Raw genomic sequence first — 16,340 nt, forward strand, 5'->3', positions numbered from 1 at the left:
ATCTAATTTTTGTTAGATAGATTAATATCACTAAATGGAGAATAAATATCTTACTATTCTTCCTTGCTTTATTGCATTTCTAATACTTGCCTGCAACGATAAACAAAAATGTCCTCACCGATCTTTTAAAGGTTTAAAGCTATCATAACCAATTGATATACTTTAAATCTCAGCTACTTGAGCTACACAACAATAGCGCTTAGATATCACACTTTTGGTTACATATAAATTTCAATTATTATACTCAAGCTATTGATAAATAAGCAATCCTGCTCTTTAAAGAGTTAAAACAACACCCTAAGCAAAAATATTTTCTCAATATCTTAATTTTCTTGGCCTGACTACTGAACTCCTTGTTTGTTTTTGTAACTCATTAAATACGGAGTGATAATTATAAAATGACTTTATATGCCCTCTAACTTCTACACACAATTGCCTGTCATCAAAAATTTCTTTGATGCATCAAATGAAAACAACTACCACTCATTACCCTCTGACTGGTATGTAGCCGTTTCTGATATTGTGGACTCAACCACTGCAGTTGAAAATAATCTATATAAAAAAGTAAATATGCTTGGAGCCTCTCCTATTGTTGGTATCCTTAATATTGCAGACCGTAACGAAATTCCCTATATCTTTGGGGGGGACGGCTGTTCATTTTGTACCCCCCCAACGCTGTACGATAGTGCAAAGAATGTACTAGCCCAAAGTCGTAAAATTGGGAAAAAAGAATACAACTTAGACTTACGAACAGCCCTCATTCCAATATCTCATATCGAAGACCAAGGATATACAATAAAAGTAGCTCGCTACCGTGCCTCGGAATATTATATTCAAGGAGTTTTTTCAGGGGGCGGTATCAGCTATGCAGAGGAAATTCTTAAGGGTCCTAACATTCAACAATACGCCATCTATCCCTCTGATAGTACCGGCGACGTTGATTTTTCCGGGCTTGAATGCCGCTGGAAGGAGGTAAAACAACCCAACAAAGAAGTGCTTACCCTGCTGGTTAAACATAACCCAGCCACCGATTTTACAGAAGAAGCTTATCAACCTGTCTTGCAGAAAATGCGCGACATTTTCGGTTTTGATGACATAACAAATCCCATTGATCCCTCACAACTCAAAATGACCACCTCGTTCAATAAACTTATGAACGAGGTGAAATTTCGAACTTTCGAAGAGGGATGGCTGAGCCGTATTATCTATCTCGTAAAAACAGAACTTCAAATTCTTATCGGAAAACTACTGATGGCCCTCAATTATGAAACTTCGGCGACCGATTGGTCGCTATACAAAAGGGATATGTCTCTGAATTCCGACCACCGTAAGTTTGACGATATGCTGCGCGTAGTTATAAGCGGTACCCCCAAACAGCGCCAACAGTTAGAAGCTTTTCTACAGCAACAACACAAAGAAAATAAGCTTGCCTACGGTATCCATATTGCTGATGCAGCGATGATTACTTGTATGGTTTTTCAATACCATCGTGAACACATCCATTTCGTTGACGGTAGCGGCGGGGGGTATGTATCAGCCTCAAAACAGCTCAAGGAACAGCTTAACTCACTTTCGAAAGGTTAATTTGCCAACAATAGAAACTATCCAACAACCCTTTTATATATTTGTATGTACAGCCATTTATAGATTTGTCAGTTGGGGATGGCTGTAAAAGTAGTTTCCCAAACAAAAAGCTACCTGCTGGTATATTCACCAACAGGTAGCTTCTTAGTATTGATAAAGGTGGCTAAAATGGTTCGTATCGAGCACCGGAACTTATTTAAAATCAGGTGCTCATAATTTTTTACTAATTTTAGTTTTGACCTGTTTGTTGGATGAAACGCTCTACATCATCATGCATTTTTTTCAACGAAGGCTTATGGATATACATCATATGTCCCGCCTTGTAATATTCCATTGAAATATTTTCCTCCAGCTCCGAGGGTATTTCCAAATGGTCCATTGTATATTCAGCTCCCATAAACGGCGTAGCTAAATCATAATATCCATTTAGTACCAACACTTCTAAATTGGGGTTTTTAACCATCGCGTCCGCAAGGTCTGGAGCAGTAGTCGGGCTTGTGGGAAAATAACTTCCGGGCCGAGACCAGTCCCACTCAAAACCGGGCAGACTGTAAGCTGAGATGTTATACTGCATATCTTTTCCGAACTCCAACTCATTATGATAGTATTGCAAAAACATGGTCGTATAAGCCGGACTAATAGCGGAACTCTGTGGATCATAAATTGCATTCTGGGAAAGGTTATCCAGACTATATCCTTTATACCGAGAGTCGAGCCGTCCCACGGTTTTGCCTTTTTCACGGAGCAGCTGCTTAGTAAACTCCGACTGTGTTACACGCATGTTAGCTTTGTCCAGGTAGTCTTTGCTAAGTCCCGTGAAATAAGATAACCTATTGATGATTTCGTTGCGTCGCGCCTCCGACAGTTCTTCTCCTTTCATTAGTGCCTCCGTATATTCCGTTGAGGCAAACTGACGGGCATCCTCTATAAATGCCTCTAAACTTTCAGGAGAATGGCTTAACTCTCCATGATACTCAGCCACCGCTGCGTAAGTAGGCAAGTACACCACGTAAGGCGTAAAGTCAGCATCACCGAAAGAAATAGTACGTAAATCAAGAACAGTAGAAACCAAGACCACTCCGTTCATGGCAATCCCCTGTTCCTGTAGGTGATCAACTATACCGGCCGACCGAGTAGTACCGTAACTTTCACCCAACAAATATTTTGGCGAATTCCATCGGTTATTTTCACTGATATAGGTCTTGATGAAATTGCTAACTGAGCGAACATCCTGGCTTAATCCCCAGAAATCTTTGTTTTCCGCTTTGCCAATAGCTCGGCTTACTCCGGTTCCCACAGGATCAACCATTACAATATCGGTAGCATCCAGCATAGAATACTGATTGTCGGTCAACTCATAAGGAGCAGGTGGTGTGCTGTTGGGATCGTCAACGACAACGCGTCGTGGCCCCATTACACCCATATGTAACCATAGAGATGAAGAGCCGGGTCCACCGTTATACGAAAAGGTAAGCGGACGAGTCGATTTGTCTTCTACCCCGTTTTTGCTGTAGGCTGTATAACCAAAAGAGGCAACTGGTTCCCCTTTATTATTTTTGAGAATCATTGTTCCAGCTGTGGCCGTGTATTCAATCTCTTCGCCATCCACGGTAACAGTGTGCTGCGTCACCGACTGTTTAGCCTCTGGTATCGCTTTTGCCGAACTGTCAGTTTGAGCTTGTACATTGATAACGCTCAATCCTGCGGTGGAAATAACCACCATAAAAAAAGATAGTATTAGTTTTTTCATAATTGACCTTCGGATATTGATTTAAATAGAAGTATTAGAAATGAAGGTATAAAATTTTCAGCAGATTGGAAGAATATTACATACGGTACGCTACTTCTTTACTACACTAAGTTTATGGCTACGTTATCCGCTTTTATTGGAAACCATCAATAAATTTTGCTGGTACATACTTCGTCAACCAAATACTGGGCTCACTTTCGGATTGATAAAAATCATAGTTCTTTCGTGCCATTTTTATTGAGTTTACTCGTAAAATTACCGATTCCCCGTGGCGTGCTCCCACCTGATGAGCATCAGCCTTGTGAACCGACAGGTGCACCAAATTACGGTTGGCGGAATGGAGTCCTTCAGCAAGAATATTATCTGCATTTCTCTGCGCTGTACCATGATAAAGAATTTCGGGCGGTTGCTGGGCACGCAGCTGCAGATCTACATCAATAGAATGCCCATAGCCCGCTCGAATATAATTTCCATCTTCTGAGAGGATAAAACGCTGCTTTGATCCATGACTGATAATATCATGCAACCGGTTGTAATTTAGTTTCTTGCCCTCCTCTTTAGCTTTATGGATCAACTTATCCACCGAAGCCCAACCATTTTCGTCAACAGAAAGCCCGATCGACTCGGGGTGGTCCCGTAGTACATAACTCAAAAATTTACTCAGTGATCTTAGGCTTTTATCCAAAATTTTACTTTTTAAAAACCGGGGTTAACTTCCTAACAATTTCAACAGTTTTATTTTTAAAAATTAATTTGTAGCATTAAAAATCATAAATGCTATTCAAAATAGTTTGTTATGGAAAAAAACGAACAGGAGTTTCAGCTTAGGTTACGATCAAAAATTTTAATTGGGTTTCTTTTTGCATTTGTGGGTATCCCTATGCTGTATGCCGCAGTACTTAATGTACAGGTACAGCAAGTTATTATGGGTACGGTCATGATCATGCTCTTTATGATCTGGGCACTGGTCATCCTTAAAGCAATTGGATACACCGTAAAACTAACAGATGAAGAAATAAAAAAAGAAGGCGTTTTTGCTCCCAGTAACTTGTCTTTTGGAGAGGTAGAAAAGATAGATTTTGGTTCTACCTTTTCCAGTTTCTGCCTACAATCGGATGAAAATAAATTGTATATCAGCAATGACTTTAACAATTATAAAGATTTAATTCAGGGTATTATCGATAAAGTACAACGTACGAAAAACCTTGAAGAGGTGACCCTTTCAGGCAATTCGGATGACATTGAAAAGTATATAGGAGAACAAGCATAATATTTCTTGGCAAGACTAATTAAAGGAGTTATTAAAACATCTGTTATTTACAAACGGAGTGGAACAATACTATTACTGTAGCAAATTAAAGATAGGATTGTTTCTCACACTCTTAACACATACCGAGAAAACACTTTATAGCCTTTCTTTTAATAACAAAAGCCCGCTTTAACAGCGGGCTTTTGTTGTTCAAGACATCAGTTTCATTATTCAACTGTAGTACCTTCAAGCTTCAATTCATCATCGGGACGCTCTTTGGGTTGTCCCTTCAGATACTCATTAAACCAACGCATGCTGCGCAGATTGTAATCGTATTGCGCTGTAGCGTTAGCGTTACCATGTCCCTCTCCGGGATAAAGCACCAATCGAACGGGGGTATCAGTACGCGTTTTAATGTGGCGATAAAGCTCATACGATTGGCCGGGATCAACGCGGGTATCCTGCTTGCCAGCCATAATCAGTAGGGGAGTGTCAGCCTGTCCTGCGTAGTAAATGGGACTGCGCTTTAAAAACGACTGATAATCTTCCCAAATACGCTCCCGGGCATGCACCAAGTACAGCTCTTCGGGGATGTCGCTGGTACCCCATTTCGAAATATTGTTGCTGATTCCTACAAACATTACACCTGCCGCGAAACGATCAGTATAGCGAGTGGACATCCAGCCCGTAGCATAGCCGCCATACGATCCACCGGTTACACCTATTTTGGCGGAGTCGACCAGCCCAACCTCAACCAATTCGTCAACCCCAGCTACAATATCATCAAATTCGGCACCGGCCATATCTGCCTGACTACTCTTGGCAAAAGTTTCGCCCCGACCGGTACTGCCTCGGTAGTTAGGGTAAAAAACGAAATAACCCTGTGCCGCTCCTACCTGTCCGGCATCGGAATAACCCGTTACCCAACCATTATTATAATGACTTTCGGGTCCACCGTGCACACTGGTTATCATCGGATACTTCTTATCTTTTTGATAATTAATCGGATATACCAGAATGCCCTGTAGCTCAGTACCGTCATTGCCATTCCACTTTACAACTTTCTGTTTACCAAGTTTTTTCTGATCAAGCCAAGGATTGCTGTTAGTCACTCTTTTAGCCTCATTGCCATCTAGCTTAAATAATTCCTGGGGATGGGAGGGAGTGCTGGCTGTAAAAATAGTAGTACCTGCTGATAAACGGTCAAAAGAATTAATACTGGGGCCGCTGGTATCCACAACAGTCTTCATTCCCATACCGTCGGTATTTATCCTTCCATAGGTTGACCATACGCCCTTGCTGGTTAAATAGTATAGAGTATTATTGTCGGCCCATTGGAACTGTTCAAACTTCTGTTTTAACTGCGGCTGCAACTGAGTTGTACTTCCATCATCAGCAGAAATTACAAATAAACGTCCCGCAATAGGATCATGGATATCGGCACCGGCCAACATAGCCAGCTTGGAACCGTCGGGACTCCAGCCTATATGCCCCAACTTACCTTTGTGATCTACTTGAGTATGTACTTTTTCGCCGTGATGATCAGTAATTAACACCTGCTGGTGCATGTAATAGTCATCCACATGAGGTGTTGGTGCTACAGCAATAGCCAGCCGCTTACCCTCAGGGCTCCAGTGCATTTGATAAATCGATCCTTCTACCTGTAACTGATGGGGTTGGTGTCCTTCTTTTGAAAGGTTGGTTACATAGCCGCGCCGCTGTGTTAGGTTTTCTTCATAAATTTCCGGCTCATAAGGTAATACAGAATCTTCTTGTCTGGTAGTATCGGCCGCCATATATGCAAGATGATTGCCATCAGAAGCCCATGAGTATCCTGCAATGGGTGTGGGAAAAGAAAAAATCTTTTGTGCTTCTCCACCATTTAGCGATATCTCGAAAAGAGCTGTCGGCTTATCGGCAGAACGATGGCCCAAAAAAGTAATGGTATTATGGTTTGGTCGAAAAGCTATATCGCTGACGCTCATAGTCGTTACATACGGCAGAGAATTTCCGCTGGCTAGATCTGCCAGGTACAAATGGTGGCTGGCAGGCTTATTTTCTTTGAGTGGATTCGCCGGAACCCGCAACGTATAAATGGCTTTTTCCCCAGAAGGACTAACCGCTATTTCATCAACCTGTTCAGTCTTGGCAACATCCAGGGGCGTCATCCCACGTGATGAGGATTGACCATTCACCAGTAATGGTGATACGGAAATCAGACAGCATAATATTATTGCATATATTTTAGACCGTAAAAACATAATTTGTAGAATATAAAATTAACATTTCCTGATAACCTTTATTAAGCCTAACCCAAAGATTCTTTTTCATCGACATCAAATGTTACCACAAAAGTTGTGCCTTCAGATGATGATGACGGCTCAAAGGTTCCCGATAGCTGACCCACCAAGGCATCAATCAAGGTCATTCCTGTAGAGGATTTCGATTTCGACTCAAATTCATCCGGCAGTCCTATACCGTTATCTTTTATTACCAATGTTACAGTATCTTCGTCTCTGGATAAGCTAAGATTTATTTTACCACTTTTTTGACCCTCAAAAGCATATCGGTAGCAGTTTTCAACCAGCTCATTTACAATGATTCCAAAGGGAACGGCCTGACTTATATTTAAAGATAACTGCTCCATATCAGTTGTTACCGTTACCTTAGAGCCATCGGCATATTTGCCCTCATCAATCTTTTCAAGCAGGTCATCTATATATTCACTGATGGGCACCTCAGAAAATAAGTTTGACTCATACATCTTTTCATGTACTCGGCCCATTGCCTGGATGCGCGATTGATTTTCATTGAGCCGTTGTAACAGCTTTTCTTCTTTAGTATTGAGAGCCTGCATTTCCAGCAATCCCGACATAATGGCCAAATTATTCTTCACACGGTGATGAATTTCAGAAAGAAGTGTTTCTTTCTCTTCGGCTTCTTTTTCTTCCGTAATTTCTGTAGCCGTACCGATTATGGTATTCTCCCCGATATGTTTAATATGACTGCGAAGCCAAACAAAATGCCCGCGCTGGTGTTGAAACCGAAAGATCAATTCCGCACTTTCCCCAGGAGCCAAGTTGTGGTAATGATCTTTCACTCTGGATGTATCATCCACATGGATGCAATCAAACCAAGCTTTAGCATCCTTGATAAAAACGCTTTCTGAAAAACCCAGAACATTAGCCGTATTTTCACTAAAGTAATTAAAGGTTAGTTCATCTTTAATTGTACCCCGATATACGAGCAATCGTGAGCTGTCATTAAGCAATTCCTGGAATTCTGAAAAATTCATGTCCTTCATTTTATCGTACCCTAATTTTATGGTTTACCCAATGATAATCATTATCCCGAGCAAATTTGAATTTAATGAATCGGTTAATGATTACTAAGCTTTTTTTAGCTAATCACGGTTTTGGAGATGCTGACAGGTACAAAGAATACCACAATATATATGCCTGCACATACAAGTATTTTCTTTTCTGTAATATCTGCTATTCTACTACCTTTCATCATATCCATTACAGTTGGCAAACCTTGGCAGTGAAAGAATAGTCGGACTGCTTCTGAATCACAAAACAGGGAGTAGCCGCAAAGACAGCTGATTCAAAAAGTTGCTGGATCTAATCCTTAATTCCAGCGCACATAGCCGATAAATACGACCACTCCATCGTCCAACGTATCAGGCAATAAATTACATCAGAGTTGCTACTGTCGATATCAGACAGCACCGCTTTAAACGCCGGAAGAGTTACATGAATGTTACTAAGCGGTGCTATTTTTCATATTCTAACCTGCCCCTAGCAAAACCATACATTCTAAAATTGCCCTCACGGGTCCACATTTTTGGGGCGTGGTGATCCTCAATATAGTGGGATTGCTAGATTTCGCTCATTCCATTCACAATGGCACAAAGTTTTGTAAAGCCCTGTCTAGGATAATTATTCGGCTTTTTTTGCATATAAAGTAATTGAAAAGATGCCAGTCCCAGAATTTTTGAATGCTTCCAGCTCATCAGCAGCTAAATACTTGGAAAGAATTTCATCGGGAAGCCTAATACGTTTTTCTTTTTGAATTTTTAGATCTGTGAATCCTGCTTTCCGCACAATTTCCAGATACTCTTTTTTGTTAATAGCACCGGACACACACCCAGCATACATTTCGGCGTCTTTATTAAGCTTTGGTGGTAAATCACCAGAAGTAACTACATCCGAAATACTAAAATGCCCGCCTGGCTTTATAATACGATACGTTTCCGCAAAGGCTTTGGGTTTGTCAGGTACCAAGTTCATTACGCAGTTGCTTACCACCACATCGGCCAGACCATCTTCAAGAGGCATGTCCTCAATATCCCCAAGGACAAACTCCACGTTTTCAAATCCCAGCTTGTCAGTATTGGCCTCAGCCTTATCAATCATTTTCTGCGTCATATCCAGACCAATAACCCGTCCTGTACTTCCTGTAAGCTCCCGCGCAACGAAACAGTCATTGCCTGCCCCCGATCCCAGATCCACAACGGTATCACCTTTAGAGATATGCGCATGCTCAGTAGGTAGACCACAGCCCAATCCCAGGTCGGCATCTTGATTGTAACCACCCATTTCTGAATAATCATCAGCAAAAATAGCATAATCTACAGTATCACAGCCGCAGGAAGTACCACAGCAAGATCCTTCATTTTCGGACCTCGATTGCTCACTGATAGCAGCATATTTTTTCTTAACTGTTTCTTTCAATTCGTCAGAAGTTTGTTTATCGGTTTTCATAATTAGCAGGAGTCTTCGGAGATTGCAATTCGTAGATCAGTAGCAAAAGCAGTAATCAATTCCTCAAATTCTGTGACCACTTCTTCATTCAGACAGTAACAGGTACGCACGCCGTCCACTTCACCTTTGATAATTCCCGACTTTTTGAGCGCTTTCAGATGTTGCGATATTGTGGACTGAGCAAGGGGTAGTTCATTGGTAATATCTCCGCAAATGCAGGTGGCACGCTCGGCCAGAAGCTCCAAAATAGCGATGCGCGCCGGGTGACCAAGCACCTTTGCCAGTTCGGCGGTACGTTTCTGTTTTTTATTAAAAAGCTGAGCTTTTGTAATTGCCATAATCGTATATCGTAGTTTTACGATTAAATTAAATTATTCCGAACTGTATTGCAAACTTATTTGTGAAGTTTTTTTAGAGTCTGTCCATATCAACAATTCAAAAATAACCTCAGAGTGTGTATCTTTAGACTAAAATAAGACGACTATATTTATGAGCTCTATTATCGAATCTTACAATCTTGGTTCCATCGAAGTGGAAATTACCGAAACTGACCATCCAGAAAAACTGCAGGTGGTCTGCAATGACGGCAACTTTCGTTCTGAATTTACAGTACGGACTTATGAATACAAGAACTATAAACGCCACATGAACCAGCGTATCAAAACAGCCTACGACGAACAGTATCAAGATGAAGAAGAGTAACTTCCTTTCTCAATGCGACCGCTCATTTAAATTGAACAGGCAATACTAGCATTTATGAAGGCAAAAATTAAAAAACTGGAGAAACAAGCACGTAGTTTAGAACCTTCTGCCAAGGAGCGTAAAGAACTGCTTGAGCAAGCCCATGAATATGGACATCAATTTTTAGATGAACTGGACCATAAGCCAGCATATAAAGAATCAGATGCAATGGGCAGGGGGGTACTTGACCTGCCAATTGACGATAATCCAACTGATTTTAATACCCTACTCCAAACCCTTGATTCCGAAGTTGATTCTCAGGGACTTAATCCTGCGTCAGGCAAACATGCCGGCTACATTCCGGGCGGGGGACTCTATCCCTCAGCCATCGGGGACTATTTGGCTGCTGTAACCAACCGCTATGCCGGTGTTTTCTTTTCATCTCCCGGTGCTGTCCGCATCGAAAACCAATGTATTCGCTGGATGTGTAACCTGCTTGGTTATCCGAAAGAGGCCAGCGGAAATTTAACATCAGGCGGATCAATTGCTAATCTCATTGCACTGGTAGCAGCACGCGACGATTCTGGTATTACCGCTTCTGACTTTAGCCGAGCCGTCATTTATACTACCCAACAAGTGCATCATTGCGTGATCAAGGCTATCAAATTTGCGGGGCTCGGAGATGCGACAGTCCGTACCATTCCGATGGATAGCCAGTATCGTATGCGTCCAAATGAGTTGGACAAGCAGATCATGACCGATAAGAAAGACGGCCTTATTCCGCTCACGATTTTTGCTTCAGCCGGAACGACTGATCTCGGTGCGGTGGATCCCCTACAGGATATTGCCCACATCTCAGATCGGCACGACCTCTGGTTTCATGTGGATGCGGCCTACGGTGGCTTTTTTCTGCTTACCGAACACGGACAACGAGTTATGGATGGGATAGAATATTCAGATTCAGCAACCATCGATCCTCATAAGGGACTGTTTTTGCCCTACGGGTCGGGAGCACTGCTCGTGAGGGATGGGCAGAAACTATATCACTCCCAGCACATGAGCGCCAATTATATGCAGGATACTTACCAGGCCACAGAAGAGATGTCTCCGGCAGATCTTTCGCCCGAGCTTTCCAAACACTTCCGGGGACTGCGCATGTGGTTGCCGCTCCAACTTTTTGGCATACAACCTTTCCGCGCCGCTCTCGAGGAAAAATTACTGCTGACGCGCTATTTCTATGACGAAATTCAACAAATTGACGGTATCGAGGTGGGGCCCGAGCCCGAACTGTCGATCCTCTTTTTTCGATACGTTCCCAAAACAGGAAAAGCTAACGCATTCAATAAAAAGCTGGTTGATGCCATTCACCAAGACGGACGCGTATTCCTGTCATCAACAGAAATTAATGGCACTACCTATCTTCGACTGGCTATACTTAATTTTCGCACGCATCTCGATGATATTGATCTCATCATCAGCGTACTCAGTGAAAAGATTGAGGAGATTAAATAGTCTGCATATTGAGCCTAAGCTGTCAGCCAATTTAAAATGGTATCCATAACAATACCCTTGCTGGGCATTTCTTCATCAACAGCTTCTTTAAATAGTGATCTATTAATATTACGAGACAACACCGGATAATAACACAAAGAGAAAATCTGAATGAGCAGTACGTGAGCATCCACCGCTGCAATCTGATAGTTTGAAGCAGCCTTCTGCAGTTCTTCGTCAAATCCCTGCAGATCAACAGTAATCTGATCTTCCATAGCAGGTTGCAGCCAATCTGCCTTGCGTGTACCTTCGGTTATTACAAATGACACCACTTCGGGTTCATTCTTTGCTATCTGCAGACAATCCTCAATAAGTGATTCAATTTTTTTGAATAGCACCTCGTCGCTGTCAAGGGTATCCGATAGCTTACCAAAGATCTGCTCGGCTGAACGGCGATACACCTGCTCAAAAAGCTCTTGCTTGGTGTTAAAGTAGTAGTGGATCATCGCCTTTGTCACCCCTATACCATCAGCTATAGTTTGCAGCCGTGCTCCGTCGTAGCCATGAGCAATAAACTGTTCACGTGCTACATTAAGTATCTCTGAACGAGTATCCTGTTGATCTTTGGCCATAAAAACTAATTAGTTAATTAACTTTGTTATAAGCTAACAGTTCAGTGCTTAAAGCTCAAGCTTACCATTAAACGAATAGTTAATAACCAATAAAACAACCCCTGGAAATACAATTGCTTTGAAAGCAGGATTTCACCATGTTTAACCTATGGCAAAACACGTTTTCCTCATATTGCTGTTCACTTTTGTAGCTTCGGCGGGGGTTGCACAGTCCAATACTGCAGACTCATCCCGAAAGAATGTTACAATGATTTCTGTTGAAGGATCTATCTCTCCACCCACAACAAATTATATCAACAGGGGCATACGTGAAGCAAAGAAAGCGAATGCAGAATGTTTGCTTATCCAACTGGATACGCCGGGCGGGCTGCTGGAATCCACAAAAAGTATTGTCCAGAGCTTTTTAGATTCTGACGACATGCCTATAGTGGTGTATGTAGCTCCCGAAGGTGGACGCGCGGCAAGTGCAGGTACATTTATCACCATGGCATCACATGTTGCAGTAATGGCACCTACCACAACAATCGGCGCAGCCTCTCCCGTGCAGATGGGCGGGGGGCAGACGGATTCTGTAATGCAGAAAAAACTGTTCAATTATTCCGAAAGTTTTATTGAAAGTATAGCTAACCGGCGCAACCGTAACGCTGACTGGGCACGTTCGGCGGTTCGCGAGGGAAAGGCAATAACGGCCGAAAAAGCACTGGAGCTCAATGTCATAGATTTTATAGCTCCAAACCGAACAGATGTACTACGAAAAATTGACGGCCGGGTAGTTAACGGAGATACTCTTAATACCCGAAATGCTACTATTTCGAAACTCCCTACGAATCTTGCTGAATCACTGCTCAGCTTTATTATTCGTCCCGAGGTAATGCTTATCCTAACCATGATCGCCATCTATGGTATAATCGGCGAAGTCACCAATCCGGGTACTATTATACCGGGAGTTGCGGGGGTTATAGCACTTATCCTTGTGCTGTATGCCTCTTCGGCTATGCCCATTAATATTGCCGGCTTCGCCCTGATCGGCCTGGCTATTGTCTTGTTTACAGCTGAAGCTTTTACTCCAGCTTTTGGCGTACTTATTGCCGGCGGATCGGTTTCTTTCTTTCTGGGGGCGCTTATGCTTTTTCAGGATCTTCCCGAATCGATGGAGCTCTCATGGGCCTGGCTAATCCCGGCTACTATTTTAACCACGCTCTTTTTTGCCTGGATTGTTACCGAGGGCGTACGTGTACAGTTTACTAGCAACCAGACCGGCAAGGAATCAATGATTGGCAAACACGCTGAAGTTATTGAGCCGGTTACCGCTGAAGGGGGGACGCGTTTTCGTCAACGGGGAATACTGGAATGCTGTCAGCGAAAAGAATATTCAAGAAGGAAAATGGTGCAAAGTTGTTTCTATCGACGGACTCACAATAACAGTTGAACCTACGGATGACCATTCGTAATAAACTAATCAAAAAAAGAGGATCTTATGGAAAGTGACAGCTCATTTTATGATATACTCGTTTGGATCGTAACCATTGCCGTACTTGCGGCCATCTTACTGCCGCAGATGTTCAAAATTTTGCGTGAGTACGAACGGGCTGTTGTGTTTCGGCTGGGAAAGTACCTTAAAACCAAGGGGCCGGGACTCATTTTTCTGATTCCTTTCATTGATAAAATCGAGCGTGTAGATCTGCGTGTACTCACTATTAATGTAGATCGTCAGGAAGTTATCACTAAAGATAATGTGACGGTACATGTAGATGCTATTACTTTTTTTCGGGTAATGGATGCCGAACAAGCCGTTATCCAGGTAGAAAAATACATCCACGCTACATCTATGCTGGCACAAACTACGCTGCGCAGTATCGTAGGACAGGTGGAGCTTGACGAGTTACTTGCCGAGCGTGAAAAGGTCAACAAGAACATCCAGGAAATTATCGACCGCCAAACTGACCCTTGGGGAATTAAAGTAGTATCCGTTGAGGTCCGGGATGTAGTACTACCCGAGAACATGAAGCGTGCTATGGCACGTCAGGCCGAGACGGAGCGCGACCGACGGGCAAAAGTTATTAATGCTCAGGGTGAGTACCAGGCTGCCGAACGCATGGTAGACGCTGCTCAAATGATGGAAAAAGCCCCCATGGCACTACAGCTTCGATTTTTGCAAACAATGGCCGAGGTATCAGAAGAAAATGCCACCTTTGCTATGCTGCCACTGCCTATGGAAATGCTGGATGTTTTTAAAGGGATGTCTGACACTAATTTGCCTTCTTCATCAAATGGCGATGAAACAGATACAGGTGATGAAAGCTAATGCATTTAATAGATAGAGAGGATTGCCATACTGACTAAGTCAAAAAAGACTTCACCTAACAAGCATCCTCTCATAGATCCATCCCTTTTAATAAGTGAGTATTCTTTATATACGTTTGTCAGTTTATCCCCTGATCCCCTTGCTGTTTCTACCGAATGGTTCGGGACAGGTAAGGAGGAACCTATCTATACTGTTTTCGACCGATTACCCCAACATCTTTCGTGGGGAATAACGCATAAAACCCACTCTACGGCGGATTAGCATAACTAGGAGAGAGATGTATAGTTGTTAATCTTTCTGTTCTTCTGAAACAAAGTTCAGTTTCATAAAGTCTGGCTTTCCGCCGGGGTAGGCAATTTTAAGGCAAATCCTTCAACACAACTGATTCTTTTTTAAAGATCCAAAGTTCAACTTTCCTTCAGAATTAAGTTGTTACTTTATGCTAACAAGATATTATATCATTAAATGAACGATTATACTCTATTCTTTCATTTTTTGATATCGTAATTACTTCAACTTATAAACTTTTGGTTCATGAAGATTGAAAACAGTAGGATCAAAACACTCTCCCGCGCACTAACTTTTTCTTTTGCTATGCTCCTTTTGATTTCCTGCGGGAATTATAACAATGATAATCAAGGAGGCGAAAATGAACAGGAACTTTCAACTATCCCTGCAGTAGAAGCGGTCAAGGCCCGGTATGGTTCTTTACCTCTTTCACAGCGATTGAGTGGCACCGTTATAGCAAACAATCAGGTTTCACTTTATCCCGAGATTTCCGGAAAAATAACTGAAGTACACGTCCAAAGTGGAGATAAGGTAAAAGAGGGAGACCCTATTGTTTCTCTACAAGATCGGCAGTATAAAGAGCAGGTAGAACAGGCCAAGGCCAATCTTCGAATCAATCAGGCACGACTCAAACAGGCAAAAGCACGATACAACGAGCTGGAAGCACAATATAAACGAACTAAACAGCTGAGCGAAAAAGAACTGTCCAGTGATCTGGAGCTCGAAACACTACAAGCACAAATGTCTTCTGCAGAAGCAGATGTTGAATTGGCAGAGGCACAGTTGCAACAGTCTCAATCAAATCTCAATGAGCAGCAAGAAATCTTTTCCAAAACAGTAATTCGTGCTCCTATCAACGGAACGGTGGGCCAGCGAAATGCTGAACGTGGCATGCAGGTAAATTCTAGCACTCGGCTATTTACGATCGGTGATCTCGATAACCTAAGGATAGAAGTAATGCTTACTGAAGACATGCTTAATTCTATTAAGGTAGGCCAAACAGCGCAGATTTACCCGAACCCCAATGGTAAAAAAAGTAAAATGATTGAGGCTGACCTTTCTCGCATTTCTCCTTTCCTCAATAATATTACCCGCAGTACAGAAGGCGAAATCGATGTTCAAAACAATAATAACATCCTACGTCCGGGCATGTTTGTAGCAGTAGATATTTTGTATGGGGAGAGCCAGCAAGCAACTCTTATTCCAAGCAGTGCACTATTTACTGATCCGGAAACAGGTAAAGAGGGTGTGTACATGGTTACCTCGATGGGTAGTGAAGTAGAGCCGATAAAACAGCTAGACCCCGACAATCCCCCGCCACTGTCGGATGCTACACCAGTAGAATTTAAACAAGTGGATGTTATTGCCGAAGGTCGCATGGAGTTGGGAGTGGCCGGCATCGATCCGGGAAGCTGGGTTGTAACCGTCGGCCAAAACTTACTGGATGAAGACAAGAGCAAAGCACGAGTACGCGCTAGTTCATGGAAGCGCATTCTGGCTATGCAAGGGCTACAGCGGCAAGACCTGTTACAGCGTATCTTAGATGATATTAATACTGAGTCACCCACCACTACTAATTAATTAAGATAACGAA

Annotated in this window: 14 protein-coding genes and 1 pseudogene; 8 read left to right on the top strand and 7 right to left on the bottom strand. The window is 42.5% G+C overall.

Annotated elements, in window-relative coordinates; genetic code table 11:
- Positions 1-408 precede the first annotated feature (408 nt).
- Complete coding sequence (locus LX73_RS06675) at positions 409-1,584, top strand: DUF3095 domain-containing protein (RefSeq protein ID WP_148898712.1); 1,176 nt, start codon at positions 409-411, stop codon at positions 1,582-1,584.
- A 229-nt stretch (positions 1,585-1,813) separates the two neighbouring features.
- On the opposite strand, the gene LX73_RS06680 is transcribed toward LX73_RS06675, so the two are convergent.
- Both LX73_RS06680 and LX73_RS06685 read right to left on the bottom strand, forming a co-directional pair.
- Positions 1,814-3,334 (bottom strand): S10 family peptidase, encoded by a 1,521-nt coding sequence (locus tag LX73_RS06680; RefSeq protein ID WP_148898713.1) that lies wholly within the window; start codon positions 3,332-3,334, stop codon positions 1,814-1,816.
- Between the two features lie 133 nt (positions 3,335-3,467).
- On the bottom strand, positions 3,468-4,019 hold the full coding sequence (locus tag LX73_RS06685; protein WP_281289664.1) for an RNA 2'-phosphotransferase: 552 nt from the start codon (positions 4,017-4,019) through the stop codon (positions 3,468-3,470).
- A 111-nt stretch (positions 4,020-4,130) separates the two neighbouring features.
- On the opposite strand from LX73_RS06685, the gene LX73_RS06690 reads away from it, so the two are divergent.
- Entirely contained in the window at positions 4,131-4,604 is a 474-nt protein-coding gene (locus tag LX73_RS06690) for a hypothetical protein (RefSeq protein ID WP_148898715.1), read from the top strand.
- A 206-nt stretch (positions 4,605-4,810) separates the two neighbouring features.
- Here LX73_RS06690 and LX73_RS06695 read toward each other — a convergent pair whose 3' ends face one another.
- The 4 genes from LX73_RS06695 to LX73_RS06710 all read right to left on the bottom strand — a co-directional run bounded on the left by LX73_RS06695 (position 4,811) and on the right by LX73_RS06710 (position 9,687).
- Positions 4,811-6,778 (bottom strand): S9 family peptidase, encoded by a 1,968-nt coding sequence (locus LX73_RS06695; protein WP_170245610.1) that lies wholly within the window; start codon positions 6,776-6,778, stop codon positions 4,811-4,813.
- A gap of 113 nt (positions 6,779-6,891) precedes the next feature.
- Positions 6,892-7,887 carry a histidine kinase dimerization/phosphoacceptor domain -containing protein gene (locus LX73_RS06700; RefSeq protein ID WP_148898717.1) on the bottom strand — a complete coding sequence of 332 codons (996 nt, stop codon included), beginning with the start codon at positions 7,885-7,887 and terminating at the stop codon, positions 6,892-6,894.
- A gap of 637 nt (positions 7,888-8,524) precedes the next feature.
- The gene (locus LX73_RS06705) at positions 8,525-9,349 is read right to left on the bottom strand and encodes an arsenite methyltransferase (RefSeq protein ID WP_148898718.1); all 825 of its coding nucleotides are present in this window, start codon (positions 9,347-9,349) and stop codon (positions 8,525-8,527) included.
- Positions 9,350-9,351: 2 nt separating this feature from the next.
- A complete protein-coding gene (locus tag LX73_RS06710) occupies positions 9,352-9,687 on the bottom strand; it encodes an ArsR/SmtB family transcription factor (RefSeq protein WP_148898719.1) in 336 nt (111 codons plus the stop codon).
- Positions 9,688-9,838: 151 nt separating this feature from the next.
- Between LX73_RS06710 and LX73_RS06715 the strand changes: the two genes are divergently transcribed.
- Both LX73_RS06715 and LX73_RS06720 read left to right on the top strand, forming a co-directional pair.
- On the top strand, positions 9,839-10,051 hold the full coding sequence (locus tag LX73_RS06715; RefSeq protein ID WP_148898720.1) for a hypothetical protein: 213 nt from the start codon (positions 9,839-9,841) through the stop codon (positions 10,049-10,051).
- Positions 10,052-10,105: 54 nt separating this feature from the next.
- A complete protein-coding gene (locus LX73_RS06720) occupies positions 10,106-11,542 on the top strand; it encodes a pyridoxal phosphate-dependent decarboxylase family protein (protein WP_148898721.1) in 1,437 nt (478 codons plus the stop codon).
- Between the two features lie 14 nt (positions 11,543-11,556).
- Here LX73_RS06720 and LX73_RS06725 read toward each other — a convergent pair whose 3' ends face one another.
- Positions 11,557-12,153 carry a TetR/AcrR family transcriptional regulator gene (locus LX73_RS06725; protein ID WP_148898722.1) on the bottom strand — a complete coding sequence of 199 codons (597 nt, stop codon included), beginning with the start codon at positions 12,151-12,153 and terminating at the stop codon, positions 11,557-11,559.
- A 247-nt stretch (positions 12,154-12,400) separates the two neighbouring features.
- Here LX73_RS06725 and LX73_RS13275 point away from each other — a divergent pair.
- The 4 genes and pseudogenes from LX73_RS13275 to LX73_RS06740 all read left to right on the top strand — a co-directional run.
- Positions 12,401-13,315, top strand: a pseudogene (locus LX73_RS13275) (NfeD family protein); the annotation flags it as partial.
- Positions 13,316-13,448: 133 nt separating this feature from the next.
- The gene (locus LX73_RS13205; RefSeq protein ID WP_170245611.1) at positions 13,449-13,604 is read left to right on the top strand and encodes an NfeD family protein; all 156 of its coding nucleotides are present in this window, start codon (positions 13,449-13,451) and stop codon (positions 13,602-13,604) included.
- A gap of 26 nt (positions 13,605-13,630) precedes the next feature.
- Positions 13,631-14,458 carry a slipin family protein gene (locus tag LX73_RS06735; RefSeq protein WP_148898723.1) on the top strand — a complete coding sequence of 276 codons (828 nt, stop codon included), beginning with the start codon at positions 13,631-13,633 and terminating at the stop codon, positions 14,456-14,458.
- Between the two features lie 534 nt (positions 14,459-14,992).
- Positions 14,993-16,327: an efflux RND transporter periplasmic adaptor subunit gene (locus LX73_RS06740; RefSeq protein ID WP_148898724.1), complete on the top strand. Its 1,335-nt coding sequence runs from the start codon at positions 14,993-14,995 to the stop codon at positions 16,325-16,327.
- Positions 16,328-16,340 lie beyond the last annotated feature (13 nt).

This window comes from Fodinibius salinus, assembly GCF_008124865.1.
Lineage (GTDB): Bacteria > Bacteroidota > Rhodothermia > Balneolales > Balneolaceae > Fodinibius > Fodinibius salinus.

What these genes read in the sequence shown, in the direction of transcription:
- LX73_RS06675 (WP_148898712.1), top strand. Translation starts at nt 409, where the DNA reads ATGCCCTCTAACTTCTACACACAATTGCCTGTCATCAAAAATTTCTTT.
- LX73_RS06680 (WP_148898713.1), bottom strand. Translation starts at nt 3,334, where the DNA reads ATGAAAAAACTAATACTATCTTTTTTTATGGTGGTTATTTCCACCGCA.
- LX73_RS06690 (WP_148898715.1), top strand. Translation starts at nt 4,131, where the DNA reads ATGGAAAAAAACGAACAGGAGTTTCAGCTTAGGTTACGATCAAAAATT.
- LX73_RS06700 (WP_148898717.1), bottom strand. Translation starts at nt 7,887, where the DNA reads ATGAAGGACATGAATTTTTCAGAATTCCAGGAATTGCTTAATGACAGC.
- LX73_RS06705 (WP_148898718.1), bottom strand. Translation starts at nt 9,349, where the DNA reads ATGAAAACCGATAAACAAACTTCTGACGAATTGAAAGAAACAGTTAAG.
- LX73_RS06710 (WP_148898719.1), bottom strand. Translation starts at nt 9,687, where the DNA reads ATGGCAATTACAAAAGCTCAGCTTTTTAATAAAAAACAGAAACGTACC.
- LX73_RS06715 (WP_148898720.1), top strand. Translation starts at nt 9,839, where the DNA reads ATGAGCTCTATTATCGAATCTTACAATCTTGGTTCCATCGAAGTGGAA.
- LX73_RS06720 (WP_148898721.1), top strand. Translation starts at nt 10,106, where the DNA reads ATGAAGGCAAAAATTAAAAAACTGGAGAAACAAGCACGTAGTTTAGAA.
- LX73_RS06725 (WP_148898722.1), bottom strand. Translation starts at nt 12,153, where the DNA reads ATGGCCAAAGATCAACAGGATACTCGTTCAGAGATACTTAATGTAGCA.
- LX73_RS06735 (WP_148898723.1), top strand. Translation starts at nt 13,631, where the DNA reads ATGGAAAGTGACAGCTCATTTTATGATATACTCGTTTGGATCGTAACC.
- LX73_RS06740 (WP_148898724.1), top strand. Translation starts at nt 14,993, where the DNA reads ATGAAGATTGAAAACAGTAGGATCAAAACACTCTCCCGCGCACTAACT.